16 protein-coding genes are annotated in these 14,918 nt (G+C 32.4%); 3 read left to right on the top strand and 13 right to left on the bottom strand.

The window, feature by feature from the left end; all coding sequences use genetic code 11:
- Positions 1-48: 48 nt before the first annotated feature.
- Together ACN5J3_RS08335 and bshC are read right to left on the bottom strand one after the other, a co-directional pair.
- The gene (locus ACN5J3_RS08335; RefSeq protein WP_418511430.1) at positions 49-1,419 is read right to left on the bottom strand and encodes a pyridoxal phosphate-dependent decarboxylase family protein; all 1,371 of its coding nucleotides are present in this window, start codon (positions 1,417-1,419) and stop codon (positions 49-51) included.
- A 3-nt stretch (positions 1,420-1,422) separates the two neighbouring features.
- The gene (bshC, locus tag ACN5J3_RS08330) at positions 1,423-3,027 is read right to left on the bottom strand and encodes a bacillithiol biosynthesis cysteine-adding enzyme BshC (RefSeq protein ID WP_418511428.1); all 1,605 of its coding nucleotides are present in this window, start codon (positions 3,025-3,027) and stop codon (positions 1,423-1,425) included.
- A gap of 183 nt (positions 3,028-3,210) precedes the next feature.
- On the opposite strand from bshC, the gene ACN5J3_RS08325 reads away from it, so the two are divergent.
- On the top strand, positions 3,211-4,500 hold the full coding sequence (locus tag ACN5J3_RS08325; protein ID WP_418511427.1) for a carboxypeptidase-like regulatory domain-containing protein: 1,290 nt from the start codon (positions 3,211-3,213) through the stop codon (positions 4,498-4,500).
- Between the two features lie 75 nt (positions 4,501-4,575).
- On the opposite strand, the gene rimO is transcribed toward ACN5J3_RS08325, so the two are convergent.
- Positions 4,576-5,880, bottom strand: coding sequence for a 30S ribosomal protein S12 methylthiotransferase RimO (gene rimO / locus ACN5J3_RS08320; RefSeq protein ID WP_418511426.1), 1,305 nt, complete (start codon positions 5,878-5,880; stop codon positions 4,576-4,578).
- A gap of 76 nt (positions 5,881-5,956) precedes the next feature.
- On the opposite strand from rimO, the gene ACN5J3_RS08315 reads away from it, so the two are divergent.
- Together ACN5J3_RS08315 and ACN5J3_RS08310 are read left to right on the top strand one after the other, a co-directional pair.
- Positions 5,957-7,042 carry a serine hydrolase domain-containing protein gene (locus ACN5J3_RS08315; RefSeq protein ID WP_418511425.1) on the top strand — a complete coding sequence of 362 codons (1,086 nt, stop codon included), beginning with the start codon at positions 5,957-5,959 and terminating at the stop codon, positions 7,040-7,042.
- A 58-nt stretch (positions 7,043-7,100) separates the two neighbouring features.
- Positions 7,101-7,469, top strand: coding sequence for a fibronectin type III domain-containing protein (locus ACN5J3_RS08310; protein WP_417290015.1), 369 nt, complete (start codon positions 7,101-7,103; stop codon positions 7,467-7,469).
- Positions 7,470-7,507: 38 nt separating this feature from the next.
- Here the strand turns inward: ACN5J3_RS08310 and ftsY are convergent, their stop codons facing one another.
- From ftsY to ACN5J3_RS08260, 10 genes are all read right to left on the bottom strand, one after another.
- Positions 7,508-8,461 (bottom strand): signal recognition particle-docking protein FtsY, encoded by a 954-nt coding sequence (gene ftsY, locus ACN5J3_RS08305; protein WP_344729743.1) that lies wholly within the window; start codon positions 8,459-8,461, stop codon positions 7,508-7,510.
- A gap of 142 nt (positions 8,462-8,603) precedes the next feature.
- Positions 8,604-8,756, bottom strand: a complete 153-nt coding sequence (locus ACN5J3_RS08300) for a DUF4295 domain-containing protein (RefSeq protein WP_008271041.1) — start codon at positions 8,754-8,756, stop codon at positions 8,604-8,606.
- A gap of 7 nt (positions 8,757-8,763) precedes the next feature.
- Positions 8,764-8,946, bottom strand: coding sequence for a 50S ribosomal protein L33 (rpmG, locus tag ACN5J3_RS08295; protein ID WP_007648529.1), 183 nt, complete (start codon positions 8,944-8,946; stop codon positions 8,764-8,766).
- A 25-nt stretch (positions 8,947-8,971) separates the two neighbouring features.
- A complete protein-coding gene (gene rpmB / locus ACN5J3_RS08290) occupies positions 8,972-9,208 on the bottom strand; it encodes a 50S ribosomal protein L28 (protein WP_344729718.1) in 237 nt (78 codons plus the stop codon).
- A 79-nt stretch (positions 9,209-9,287) separates the two neighbouring features.
- Complete coding sequence (locus tag ACN5J3_RS08285) at positions 9,288-10,538, bottom strand: CinA family nicotinamide mononucleotide deamidase-related protein (RefSeq protein WP_418511424.1); 1,251 nt, start codon at positions 10,536-10,538, stop codon at positions 9,288-9,290.
- On the bottom strand, positions 10,538-10,879 hold the full coding sequence (locus ACN5J3_RS08280; protein WP_417290013.1) for an Hpt domain-containing protein: 342 nt from the start codon (positions 10,877-10,879) through the stop codon (positions 10,538-10,540). Before ACN5J3_RS08280 ends, ACN5J3_RS08285 begins: the two co-directional genes overlap by 1 nt.
- Positions 10,880-11,491 (bottom strand): fumarylacetoacetate hydrolase family protein, encoded by a 612-nt coding sequence (locus ACN5J3_RS08275; RefSeq protein ID WP_418509654.1) that lies wholly within the window; start codon positions 11,489-11,491, stop codon positions 10,880-10,882.
- A 10-nt stretch (positions 11,492-11,501) separates the two neighbouring features.
- Positions 11,502-12,278 (bottom strand): exonuclease domain-containing protein, encoded by a 777-nt coding sequence (locus ACN5J3_RS08270; RefSeq protein ID WP_417290011.1) that lies wholly within the window; start codon positions 12,276-12,278, stop codon positions 11,502-11,504.
- 132 nt (positions 12,279-12,410) lie between these two features.
- On the bottom strand, positions 12,411-13,730 hold the full coding sequence (locus ACN5J3_RS08265; RefSeq protein WP_418511423.1) for a dihydrolipoamide acetyltransferase family protein: 1,320 nt from the start codon (positions 13,728-13,730) through the stop codon (positions 12,411-12,413).
- Between the two features lie 90 nt (positions 13,731-13,820).
- A complete protein-coding gene (locus ACN5J3_RS08260; protein ID WP_418511422.1) occupies positions 13,821-14,918 on the bottom strand; it encodes a glycosyltransferase family 2 protein in 1,098 nt (365 codons plus the stop codon).

The raw sequence follows: 14,918 nt of genomic DNA, 5'->3' as shown, positions 1-14,918 counted from the left end.
AATTGATTTTCTATTGACCTTTTTAGTCTCCTATTTTTTTTCTGTTTTTTATGCCATTGAATCTAATATCATGGCTATATCTTTTTCGGTAGTATCAGGATTTATAAAGCAAAATCTAGATACTGTTTCAAAACTATCACCATTTTTCCATTTTGTAGGCGTTACAAGCGCGAAACCTTTTTTGTGGTTTTCGTATGTCCAATTAGTATAATCTTCAGGATTCCATCCTATTCTTCTAAATAATACACATGATAAACTTGGTTCTCTCACGAGTTCAACATGCGGATTATTTTCTATCATACTACCTGCTATTTGTGCTAATTCAAGACCTCTTTCTACAGCTTGTTTATATCTGTCTGTTCCATGAGTTGCTAAAGAAAACCAAAGAGGTAAACCACGAACACGACGCGTTAATTGTATTTGATAGTCGGTTGGATTAAACCCGTGAGCACCTTCATCTTTAAAAATATCAAGGTAAGATCCTTGTTGAGAATGTGCCTCTTTTGCCAGTTCTGGGTTTTTATAAATCACAGCGCCACAGTCATAAGGTGAAAACATCCACTTATGCGGGTCTATGGTTATACTATCTGCTCGCTCAATACCACTAAACAAATGTCTTACAGAGTCTGCTGCTAAAGCGCCACCTCCATAGGCTGCATCTACATGAAACCATAAGTTTTCTTGCTCACATACGTTTGCTATTCCTTCTAAATCATCAATAATACCAGCATTGGTAGTTCCTCCTGTTGCTACAACAGCAAATAACCTTTTACGCTGATGAAAATTAAGTGTATCAATGGTTTTTCTTAAAGCATCGCCTTTTAATTCTTCTTCAGAATCAACCAATAAAATATCAACATCGGCTACTTTTGCCATAGCTTTTATAGAAGAGTGCGCACCTATTGATGTTATAATTAAGCCTTTTTCTCGTTTATAAGTTTCATCTCTTCTCCAATATTCTCTTGCTGTTACTATAGCTGATAAATTAGCTGCTGTTCCACCACTTGTAAATACTCCAAAAGCACCTTCAGGCAAACCTGTTAAAGAAACAATCCAAGACATGGCTTCGTTTTCGCAAAAAATACCTCCAGCACCTTCCATCCAGTAAGCACCATGAATACTTGAGGCTGATGTTACTAAATCAAACATAATTGCTGCTCTTGTTGGAGACGCAGGAACGAATGCTAAATTTCTAGGATGATCTACAGGAACATTGGCTTTTGATAAGTGTTTTTTCCAAAGATTAAAAGCATATTCGCCTCCAACGCCTTTTGCTGTTACCGTTTCGCCAACAATAGCTTTTAGCTCTTCAGCTTTTTTGGGTTTTCCTATATCGTGTTCTGTTGCTGAAATTCTACCAATAGCATATTTCATGACATCTAGTGTCATTTCAATAAGCTCAATATCAATTTTATGCATGAATTATTTTAAGTTTAGTATTGTAAATTTGCCTTTTAGAGGTTGCAAATTTAACACTAACTGCGAAATTAATTGGTCTCCAAACTCTAAATAAAATTCGGAAAAATTAGCTTGACGTTCTTGTAAACTTTGGTTAGGAAATAATTCGTTTTGAAGTTCTGTTACGCGTAGTAAATGATCTTGTAACTTGCGTTTTTGCGCTTTAAGTAATCGTTTTTCCAAATGCTCTAATCCTTTTATTTGTTTACGTTCTTGAGCGCCAACAGCTCCTAAAAAAGAAGCGTCTGTTTTTTCGGCTAGTTTATAAAGGTCTTGAAATTGATTTTTAAGAAGTTCTTTTTGTGGTGAAAAATCAATATCTATTTTAGAAATAGCTTTTGTGACTTTAGTTCTTAATTCTGATTGCTTTAAAAATAAATCGGAAACTGAAAGATTCAGTTTTTCTAACTTTTCTTGCTGTTTTTCAGTTATAAGTAACACCGAGTTTCTTAAAAGTAATATTGGAAAAGTAACTTGTTGTGTTTCAAAATTTGATTTCAACTGAAACCAATATGCTAATTCGCCGCCGCCGCCAATGTAACACAAGTTAGGTAAAATAACTTCTTGATATAGCGGTCGCATAACAACATTAGGGCTAAATCGTTCTGGGTATTGCTCTACCTCTTGCAAAAGCGATGTTTTATCCCATGTAATATTGGTGTCTATAACAGTATATGTATCATCAATTTCTACAATACGTTCACGCACTCCTGAAACAATGTAAAACAGGTTGATTTCTCTTGGATTTACCTGAATTTTGTAACTATCAGACAGTTTATTTAAAGCTTCATTTGTTTGTGTAACATGCTTAAAAGCTGTTTTATTTAACAAATCTTCTTTAATATAAGGCACAAATAATCGCTTTAAAGCTTTATCATTTCCATCTAAAATTATTAGTCCGTATTGAGAAAACAACTTATTAACCAGATAGCGCGTTGCATTGGTTAAATTATCATTATCAAGATAAGCTTCTTTGAAAAGTTCTTGTAATTCTTTTGCGTTTTGACTAGCATTAAGTTCTGATGCAAAGGCACTAAAAACACTATCTAAACCTTCAAGGTTTAACTCTCCAACTGCGCCAGAAGCATTTCTATTCCATTGTACTTTTTTACCTTGAAAATTAAAAAAGTTAATCTCATCAAAATCATGATCTTCACTTGCCATCCAGTAAATAGGAACAAAATTATATTCTGGATATGCTGCTTTTAACTCATTGCAAAGATTTATTGTAGAGATTATTTTATAGAAAAAATATGCCGGTCCTGTAAATAGGTTTAATTGATGTCCAGTCGTTACCGTAAACGTGTTCTCCTGCTTTAGTGCATTAATATTGCTTAAAGTTTCAGCTGATGCTTCTGTATTTTTATACTGATTTTCTAAAGCAGTCACTAATATTTCTCTAACACTTGCTTTGTAGTTAGATGCTTTATCTTCAATTTGAGCTTTAAAATTTTCTAATTCAGGAAAACGGTTATAAAAAGGTTTTAAATTATTGTTTTCATCTAAATAGTCACATATTAAAGTAGAGAAATAATTGGTTTCTCTAAACGGAATACAGTCTGTTGGCATAGTTACTTTTCAATTGAAGTGTAAATATACAGTTATTCCATTTTTTAGATTCTAAAAATTACGTTAAGAGTTTACTGTTATCAATATTAAAGTACTAGACAAATATTAGAATCGTTACTATCTCAAAAAAAATGCGTATATTAACAATAGATTTCAGGTAGACAAACTTAAATCTTTAGTGTCATGAAAACGATACACTTACAAACCAATTCCCCTCAAATCCTGACCTTTATTGCAGTATTTTTATTAATGACTAGCAATTTTAAATCGCATGCTTTTTTTGACTTTCAACAACAGTTAAATTCCTACAAAGCTTTCAAAGGAACTGTTTATGATGCGCAAACAAAAACACCGCTTACTTTTGCTGATATTAGTGTTATTGATACAAATATTAGCACAATAACGAATACTGAAGGCGAGTTTTTGCTTAAAATTCCTGACAACTTACTTAACGCTACGGTTTCATTTTCTTTTTTGGGATATTCTGAACAGAAAATTAAAATTTCTGATTTAACAAATCATCCTAAAATACATTTACAACCTAATGTTACTAGTTTAGCCGAGGTGAATTTAACAGCTCCTGAAAGTGCTCTATCTCTAGTTGAAGCCACATTAAAGCGCAAAGGCGAAAACTATATTAATGAGCAAAAAATCATGACTGGTTTTTATAGAGAAACCATAAAAAAACGTAACAAAAATGCCTCGCTATCTGAAGCTGTTGTAGAGATTTATAAACAGTCTTACCAATCTAGAAAAGGCGACAAAGTAAGATTGATAAAAGCTAGAAAAAATACCGATTACACAAAATTAGACACTATAGCGTTAAAACTTCAAGGAGGACCTTTTAGCACGCTTTATGTAGATATGATTAAATACAATCAGTTTATATTTAATGAAGATAATTTAAGCAATTATGATTTTAGTTTTGAAAACTCTACACAAATAGATAATAGGAAAGTATATGTTGTGAACTTTAAACAAAAACCACAAATACAATCTCCGTTGTACTTTGGGAAATTATATATTGATACTGAAAACTATGCATTAATTAGCGCCATTTACAACTTAAATGTCTCTGATGCTGAAGCAGCTAGTAAACTTTTCATAAAGAAAAAACCTAACAAAGTAAGAGTGCTTCCTACTGAAGCTGCATATCGTGTTGATTACAAAACTCAAAACGGTAAGTGGCATTACCGTTACAGCAACATACAATTAGCTTTTAAGGTTAATTGGAAAGGTAAACTGTTTAATAGTAATTACACCCTAAATAGTGAAATGGCTATAACAGACTGGCAAGATAATAACAGTAAAGTGTTAAGCTATCAAGAAAGTTTTAAACCTTCAATGATTTTAAGCGATGAGGCTTCTGGTTTTTCTGACCCACAATTTTGGGGTGAATACAACATTATAGAACCTGAAAAATCTATAGAATCTGCTATTAAAAAAATTAATAAACAGCTAGCAAAAAATTAATTACAGTATCTTCTTTTTAATAAAAAAAGGCAAGCTAGTTAGCTTGCCTTTTGATATATAAATTATACTATTTTATTAATTTACAACTTCAGCATATAAATCAAAATCTGCTGCATCAACAATAGTAACTGTTGTAAAGTCTCCTGTTTTTAAATATACTTTTGAAGCATCTATCAATACTTCATTATCAACATCAGGTGAGTCAAACTCTGTACGACCTACAAAATAATTTCCTTCTTTTCTATCAATAACAACTTTTAACTCTTGACCTATTTTTTCTTGGTTTAGTTCCCAAGAAATTTGAGACTGAATTTCCATAATCTCATTTGCACGTTCTTGTTTCACGTCTTCAGGCACATCATCTTCTAAATTGAAAGCGTGTGTGTTTTCTTCATGAGAATATGTAAAGCAACCTAAACGCTCAAAACGCATATCTTTTACCCATTGTTTTAATTCCTGAAAATCTTCTTCAGTTTCTCCTGGATAACCAACAATAAGTGTTGTACGAATAGTCATGTTAGGAACAGCTTTTCTAAAGTCTTGTATCAAGTTTGTTGTTTTAGCTTTTGTTGTTCCGCGACGCATACTTTTTAAAATATGATCTGATATGTGTTGTAATGGAATATCTAGGTAATTACATACTTTTGGTTCTCTATTCATAACCTCTAACACATCCATTGGAAATCCTGTTGGGAACGCATAATGCAAACGAATCCATTCAATACCTTCAACCTTTACAAGATTTTCAAGAAGCTCTGCTAGGTTTCTTTTTTTGTATAAATCTAATCCGTAATAGGTTAAGTCTTGAGCAATAAGTATAAGCTCTTTTACACCACTAGCGGCTAATTTTTCGGCTTCAATAACCAATTCTTCAATTGGGGTGCTTTTGTGTTTTCCTCTCATTAAAGGTATGGCACAAAAACTACAAGGTCTATCACAGCCTTCAGCAATTTTTAAATAGGCATAGTTTTTTGGTGTTGTAGTTAAACGCTCACCTATTAATTCATGCTTGTAATCAGCACCTAAAGCTTTTAACAAAAGAGGTAATTCTGTTGTTCCAAAATATTGGTCTACATCAGGAATTTCTTTTTCTAAATCGGGCTTATAACGTTCACTTAAACACCCTGTAACAAAAACCTTATCTACATCTCCAGCTTCTTTCTTTTGCATGAACTCCAAAATGGTATTCACGCTTTCTTCTTTAGCATTGTTTATAAAACCACAAGTATTAATTACTACAACATTACCTTCTTGTTCATGAGCAACATCTTTTCCATTAGCTTTAAGTTGTCCCATTAACACCTCACTGTCGTAAACATTTTTACTACAACCTAATGTTACAACATTGATTTTATTTTTTTTAAGCGATTTTGTTCTCATAACTAAAATTCAGGCAGCAAAGATACAACTTAATTAAACCTTTCCTATATTTAAACATCTAATTAAGAAACTCGTTATGAGAACACTACCTTTTTCTATAATCATTTGTGCTTTGCTTTTATGCAATTGTTCATCAAATGACAATGAAAATATCATAATTAATACTCCTGAAACTTCAAATCCTGAAATATATTTTCCGCCTTTAAATTCTGATGAATGGGAAAGCAAAACTCCAGAATCTTTAAACTGGAATAGTCATGAAATTTCAACTCTTTTAAACTACCTAGAGGAAAAGAACACAAAAGGTTTTATGATACTACACAATGGTAAAATAGTTATTGAAGCGTATATGAACCAACATTCAGAATCTTCTTCATGGTACTGGGCTAGTACAGGTAAAACATTAACCTCTACCATAGCTGGAATTGCTGAAGACGAAGGTTTGATAGCACTAAACAATAAAGTATCTGATTATATTGGAAATGGATGGACTAGCTTATCATTAGAAAAAGAAAACTTAATTACCTGCAAGCATTTATTATCTATGACATCTGGAATAGACAATACTCAAGGCGATAATGTTTCTGCTGAAAACCTACAATATACTGCTGATGCAGGAACACGTTGGGCTTATCATAATGTTTACGTAAAAATGCAAGATGTCATAGCACAATCTAGCGGAGATAGTTGGAATGATTATTTTAATATAAAATTAAAAAATAAAATAGGCATGACTGGTAGTTGGATTGCCATCAATGATTTAAATGTTTTTTGGAGTACAACCCGTAGTATGGCTCGCTTTGGTTTACTAATTTATGCAAACGGTATGTGGAATAATACCCTTATAGTCTCTAACTCTTATTTAAACCAAGCAACAAACACTTCTCAAAACATTAATTTGGCTTATGGATATTTATGGTGGCTTAACGGGAAATCTAGTTATCACTTACCTCAATCTCAATTTGAATTTCCTGGAAAACTTATCCCTAACGCTCCAGACGATATGTTTGCCGCTTTAGGAAAGAATGACCAAAAAATTTATGTTGTTCCTAGTAAAAAACTTGTAATAATTAGAATGGGAGAATCAGCAGATGATGAAAATTTTGCTCTTTCTACTTTTGATAATGATTTATGGGAAAAAATAAATACAGTAATAAACTAAATAAAAACATATTAATTTACGTTATTTACTTATCAATCAATTTTAAAACAAATCAAAGATGAAAAAGTTTTTTTATGTAACACTAGCCTTTTTAACTATGTTAAGCTGTGCTAAAGATGACGATGGAAACATAGTTCCTATTCCTTTTCAAAACTGTTTACAACCTCATAATTTAGACGCAAGCTCAATAACAACTACTTCTGCTGTTATTGAATGGAGTGACCGTAACGATTCTAATTTTTTTAATTTAGAATTTGGATTAAATGGATTTCAACTTGGAACCGGAAGCCGAATTAATGTAAACTCTGATAATGTTCAACTAATCGATTTAGAACCTAACACTCCTTATGATTTTTATGTAAGATCTAATTGTGGAGGAAATGATTATAGTGATTGGTCTGGACCAAGCTCTTTTGTAACAGATTAAAACAAAAAAGGCTCGCAAATTGCGAGCCTTTTTTATTATTATTTAAAAAACGAATCTACAAATTCGTATTTATTAAAAACTTGTAAATCCTCAATACCTTCTCCTACTCCTATATATTTCACCGGAATTTTAAACTGGTCAGAAATTCCTATTACAACACCACCTTTTGCTGTTCCGTCTAATTTAGTTACAGCTAATGAGGTTACTTCGGTTGCAGCTGTAAACTGTTTTGCTTGTTCAAAAGCATTTTGTCCCGTAGAACCATCTAACACTAATAATACATCATGAGGTGCATCTCCAACAACTTTTTGCATAACACGTTTTACTTTAGTAAGCTCATTCATTAAATTCACTTTATTATGTAAACGTCCAGCTGTATCTATAATAATAACGTCTGCATCTTGCTTTACACCAGATTGCAAAGCATCAAAAGCAACAGAAGCTGGGTCACTTCCCATATCTTGACGTACCATTGGCACATCAACGCGGTCTGCCCAAACTTGCAATTGATCTATAGCTGCGGCTCTAAACGTATCTGCAGCTCCTAGTACAACTTTTAATCCTTTCTTTTTAAATTGATATGCAAGTTTACCTATGGTAGTTGTTTTACCAACTCCATTAACACCAACAACCATAAGCACGTATGGCTTTTTGTTTTCAGGAATTGTATATTCAGTTTCTTCGCCTGAATTGGTTTCGCTTAACAAGGCTGCTATTTCTTCTCGAAGAATTTTATTAAGCTCGTCTGTGCCAAGATATTTGTCTTTAGCGACACGACTTTCTATACGCTCTATAACTTTTAGCGTTGTGTTTACACCTACATCACTAGACACAAGTACTTCTTCTAGATTATCTAAAACCTCATCATCAACTTTTGATTTTCCTGCAACTGCTTTACTTAATTTACCAAAAAAACTTGTTTTAGACTTTTCTAGACCTTTGTCTAATGTTTCTTTTTTTTCTGAAGAGAATATTTTTTTAAAAAAACTCATAGGTTTAAAAATTTTATAATCTATAATCAAAAATCTAGCCTAAAAAAAATACTGCTAAACTGTCAGATTATCTGTCAAATATAGATATAAAAAAACTGCTTTCAAATGAAAGCAGTTATAGAATTAAATGTAAGAATTTAATTTATTTTTTGTTTAAAAAATCATTAACAAACTCTGGAGCCATAACTGATTCAACAAACATATAAGCACCAGTTTTAGGTGACTTCACCATTTTGATTGCTTTAGTTAATCTCTTAGATCCTGTTTGTAATGATGCTACTGATTTCTTTGCCATGACTTAATTATTTTATCTCTTTATGAACTGTCATACGCTTAAGAATAGGATTGAATTTTTTAATCTCCATTCTATCTGGCGTATTTTTTTTATTTTTTGTAGTAATGTAACGAGATGTTCCTGGTTGCCCAGACTCTTTATGCTCTGTACATTCTAATATTACCTGTATTCTATTACCTTTCTTTGCCATTGTAACGTATCTTTATGCGTTATGCTTATTTTATAAATCCTTTAGCTTTAGCTTCTTTAAGCGCAGCAGAAATACCAATTTTATTGATAGTTTTTAATGCTGATGTAGAAACTTTTAAAGTTACCCATTTATCTTCTTCAGGAATATAAAAACGTTTTTTGATTAAATTTGCATCAAATTTACGTTTTGTTTTATTCATTGCGTGAGACACATTGTTCCCAACCATTGCTTTTTTCCCAGTAAGTTCACAAACTCTTGACATTTCTTCTAACTTTAATATTGTTATTTTAAAACAGGCTGCAAATTTAGTAAAACTTTACAATATCAGCAAACTAAAATTGTTACTTTTTTAAAATTTCTTTTTGAAGCATTTCAAATGCTTTATTTGACGCCCTATTTATCACTTTTGTTCTGTGGTTTCCAAAATTAAATTTTTCAGAATACACATGTGTTTTTGTTGCTAATGCAATATAAACTGTTCCTACTTCGGCATCAGAATCTCCTTTTTCAGGACCTGCATTTCCGGTAGTAGCTATAGCATAATCAGTTTTGAATAGCTCTAATACATTTTTTGCCATAGTCTCTGCTACTTGAGAGCTTACTACAGAATGTTTGCTTATAAGTGTTTCTGAAACACCTAAAACATCTATTTTTGTTTGTGTTGCATAGCTCACAACCGATCCTTTGTAATATGCTGATGCACCTGCACTTGCCGTAAACATTTCGGCTATTTTTCCGCCTGTACAACTTTCTGCGGTTGCTATTGTTTTTTCTAGAGCTACTAATTGCTTTCCTAAAATAGACTCTATAGTTCCTTCTGACTCAAACCCAACAAATATATCTTGTATTTGCGGTGTTAATAAGCGAATTTGATAGGCTATTTCAGATTCTAAAATATTTTTGTCGGCATGTTTTCCTGATAATCGTAATCGCACTCGCCCTAAATTTGGTAAATATGCTAATTTTATAAAATCAGGTAATGCGTATTCCCATTTTTCTATACGAGCAGCAAGATCGCTCTCGCCTAACCCAGCTGTTAATACTGTAGTATGATATATATATGGAAAATTGAATTTATCACTTAGTCTAGGAATGACTTCGTCTTCCATGAGTGCTTTCATTTCAAAAGGAACTCCTGGAAGTGATACAAATACTTTATTATTTTTTTCAAGCCACATTCCTGGTGCGCTTCCGTTAACATTCATTAAAACGGTGGCTTTTGATGGAACTAATGCTTGATCTAAATTAACTTGAGACGGAAGGACATCTTTTTTAAAACCTTTCCATAACCTATATATATTATTGGTTACTGCTTCATCTCTAATTAATGTATCTTGAAAATAATTGGTGATTGTTTTTTTTGTGATATCGTCTTTTGTTGGACCTAATCCTCCAGTTATAATGATTATATCAGCGTTTTCTTCAGCTTCCTTTAAGGCTTTTAAAATATGAGTTGCATCATCTTGAACAGACGTAATTTGGTATATTGAAACACCTAATTTATTAAGTGTTTTTGATATAAACGTTGAGTTTGTATCTACTATTTGCCCAATAAGAATTTCGTCTCCAATGGTTATAATCTCTGCTTGCATTATAAGCCAAAATCTGATTTAATTTCTTCTGAAGCATTATTTACGGCTGTCATAACTATATCTAATTTTTCAGAAATATCTGTTTCAGTTCTTTCAAATTTCCCCCAGTCTTGTACTTCTATTAAGTCATTTAAAACACCTAACTCAAACAAGTCTATTGTAGGTTTCATTTTATGTGCTGCTTGGTATGCCGAAAAATAGTCTTTGGATGCAACTGCTTCTTTTAATCGTTCTGCATCTTCTGGCACTTCATCTAAAAAGGCTGCTGCTAAAGCTGCAATAAAATCCTCGTCATTATCAGCTAATTCTCTTACTCTAAATAGTTTGTAATGTTGTTCCATTTATTTTACTGTTATTGAAAACATTTCTTTGTTTTCTAAAAACCCTCTTAACTTGTCGTTTGCATCTACTCTTCCAACTCCTGCCGGAGTTCCCGTAAATATAATATCTCCTATCTTTAAAGTAAAATATTTTGAAACATATTCGATAATCTCATCAATTTTCCATAGCATGTGACTGGTATTTCCTGTTTGCACAACTTTTTCGTTCTTTTCTAAAGAAAAATTTAATTGATTTATGTCAGAAAAATCACTTTTAGACACCCATTTACCAACAACAGCTGCGCCGTCAAAAGCTTTTGCTTTTTCCCAAGGTAATCCTTTTTCTTTAAGTTTTGACTGTAAATCTCGTGCCGTAAAATCTATACCCAAACCTACTTCATCATAGTATTTATGAGCAAATTTTTTATCTATATACTTTCCTACTTTATTTATTTTAACTAAAACCTCAACCTCATGGTGCACATCATTTGAAAAGTCCGGTATAAAAAACGGTTGTTTTTTTAGTAAAATAGCTGTGTCTGGTTTTAAAAACACCACTGGATCTGACGGTTTTTCATTTTCCAGCTCTTTAATATGTTCTGTATAGTTTCTTCCTATGCAAATTAATTTCATAACTTGTAAACTACCCTAATTTATTATTAAACGCTCTTAACTTTATAGCTGTTAGCACTTTTTTTGTATACAAAGGAAAATCTGCATTAAGCAGCCAACCAAAATATCCTGGTTCGGTTTCTAAAACTTCGGTAACTAATTTACCTTTATGCTTACCGAACGAGAAACATTCTTCGCCTTTTTTGTTATATGTAATAAAACCTGCAAAATCAGCAAACTTTTTACGAGAACTAAACTCTGCTAAAAAAGCGGTGTTATTTTCTAACTCTTCATATTTATCTACTTGTGCTTTTAGCACTTCATAAGTAGCTAGCGTATCGGCTTCTGCGCTATGAGCATCGTCTAGATTTTTATCACAATAAAACTTATATGCAGCACTTAATGTACGTTGTTCCATTTTATGAAAAATAGTTTGAACATCAACTGCTAAACGATTTTTCATATCAAAATCTACATCTGCTCGCAACATTTCTTCTGCCAATAATGGTATATCAAATCTATTTGAATTGAAACCTCCTAAATCTGAATCTTTTATCATATTATGAATCTCTTTAGCCAACTCTTTAAATGTAGGTTTATCTGCTACATCTGCATCTGATATGCCATGTACTTTTGTTACTTCTGGCGGAATTGGCATTTCAGGGTTTACACGTTGCGTATAAGTTTCTTCTTTTCCGTTTGGGTGCACTTTTAATATAGATATTTCTACAATTCTGTCATTTGAAATATTAATACCTGTGGTTTCTAAATCGAAAAAGCAAATAGGTTTGGTAAGATTGAGATTCATGGAAAATAATTTTTATGCAAAGATAACGAGAATATATAGAACTCCTCGTTTCTAAAATTTTAATAATACACAGTTATAATAATAAAAAAAGCACAGTATTAAACTGTGCTTTTTTACTCTAGAATATTTTTTTTAAATCTCTCTATTAGGATCCCAAGCTTCTAAATAGTCTTTTACTGCTTTTACAAACTGACCTCCTAACGCTCCGTTTACTACACGGTGATCGTAAGAATGAGACATAATCATTTTATAACGAATACCTATAAAATCACCTTCTGGAGTTTCAACAACTGCAGGCATTTTACGTATAGCTCCTAATGCTAATATACCTACTTGTGGTTGATTGATTATTGGTGTTCCCATGATGCTTCCAAATGTACCTACATTTGTTACAGTGTAAGTACCTCCCTGAATATCATCTGGTTTTAATTGATTTTGTCTAGCACGGTTAGCTAAATCATTCACCTTTTTTGTCATACCAACTAGGTTAAGTTGATCTGCATCTTTTATAACAGGAACTATTAAGTTTCCGTCTGGTAAAGCAGCAGCCATCCCTAAATTGATATGTTTTTTCTTAATAATAGTATCTCCTTGAACAGAAATATTCATCATTGGAAAATCACGTAGTGCTTTTGCCACGGCTTCCATAAAGATTGGAGTAAACGTAAGGTTTTCTCCTTCACGCTTCATGAAACTATCTTTTACTTTTTTACGCCAGTTCCAGATTTTTGTAACGTCAGCTTCAATAAAACTTTGAACATGAGCTGAAGTTTGCACTGAATCTACCATGTGATGAGCAATAAGTTTACCCATTCTGGTCATTTGAACAATCTCATCATCTCCTGTTGGTATAGCTGGAGCTGTTTTTACTGGTTCTGAAGCTTGCTTTACTTGAGGTGCTGCCGCTGGTTTTTCTGTTTGTGGCGCTGTTCTATTTTCTAAATACGCTAGTATATCGTTTTTGGTAACACGACCATCTTTTCCAGTTCCTTGAATAGCGTCTAATTCTTCTTGACCAATACCTTCTTTCTTTGCTATATTTTTAACTAAAGGAGAATAAAAACGATCTCCTGAAGAAACTACAGCTGCGGCTGTTTCTTTTGCTGTCTCAACAGTATTTTCTACTTGAGCTAAGGCTACTGTATCAGTTTTTGTTTCTACTTTTTCGACAGGTTGTGATGTAGAATTGTTTGTACTTGACGAAGATTCTCCTTCTGTCTCAATAATAGCTATTGTTTGTCCTACTTGAACAACATCATCAACATTAAATAGTTTTTCTACCAAAACACCATCTACCTCACTAGGAACTTCACTATCTACTTTATCTGTTGCTATTTCTAGAACTGCTTCATCAGCCTCTATGGTATCTCCTACTTCTTTTAACCATGAAGTGATTGTTGCTTCTGCTACACTTTCTCCCATTTTTGGGAGTTTTAATTCGAATTTTGCCATATCTGTAATGGAAACGTGTTTTTTTTTATTTCGCCTGCAAAATTAATGAAAAATCATCTAATCTGTTGCAGTTTCATCAATAAATTCTTGTTAATAAACTATTACTTCTCCTCTTGTTTTAGAGCTATTACTTCCTAAAACAAAATTAGATTGTGCTACTAATATTTTAAAAGTCGTGTTTGACATATTTCTAAAAGCTTCAATATGTGCTATAATTGACTTAAAAGCAAGCATATCTGTATCAAAAATAATTTCTGTATTGGGCTTTACATTTTCAAGGCCTTCTCTTAATTCTATAGGTTTTTTTATTTCTATTTGTAAATGCTCTGGTATTTTATTTGATATCAACACTAAGTGTTTGCTTGTTGTATTAACCGCTTTAGGGTTTGTTCTTATTAAATATGCAGCTTTTATTCCTAACCAAACAACAATATTAAAAGCTAGATTACTTTTAAAATGCTTTTTGTAAAAAATTTGCATAGCGCCATAAAAGCGTTGCGCATACTTTGTATCTTTTAGTGTGCTTTCTCCTTTAAAATGTATAACTGCTGTTTTACCATAATAATAATTGTCGTAGCCTGCTTTAAGAATTTTATAAGATAAGTCTATATCTTCTCCGTACATAAAATAGTCTTCATCAAAGCCATTTACCTGTTCATAAACAGTTTTTTTAAGCAGCATGAATGCTCCGACAAAAATAGGCGCCTTGCCTATATCGTGCTCTTCAAGCTGATTTGCATAATAATCATTTGGATTACCTAACAACTTTTTGAAAGCAACACGCGGTTTGGGAATGTTACGCTTACTTTCTGGCAAATACTTTCCTGTACCATCTATTAACCTGCAGCCAACAATACCTAGATTGGCTTGGTTTTCTGCAAATTCAATAAGTTGAGAAAAAGCATCTTCAGGGACAACTGTATCTGGATTTAAAATACAAACATACTTGCCTTTTGCATGGCTTACGCCTATATTATTCCCTTTTGAAAAACCACTGTTTAATTCATTTTCAATAAGTAAAACTTCAGGAAATTGTTGTTTTACCATCTCGCAACTATCATCTGATGAGTTATTATCTACTACTATAATTTCGGCATCTAAAGTTGAAATGGCCGCTGAAACACTTTTTAAGCATAGCTCTAAAAAATAGCGCACATTGTAATTCAGAATAATTATAGATAACTGCAT

Origin of the sequence: Corallibacter sp. (assembly GCF_048381695.1) — a bacterium.
GTDB classification, from domain to species: domain Bacteria; phylum Bacteroidota; class Bacteroidia; order Flavobacteriales; family Flavobacteriaceae; genus Corallibacter; species Corallibacter vietnamensis.
The sequence above is the reverse complement of the archived record's forward strand: the minus strand, read 5'-3'. Positions and strand labels throughout refer to the sequence as shown.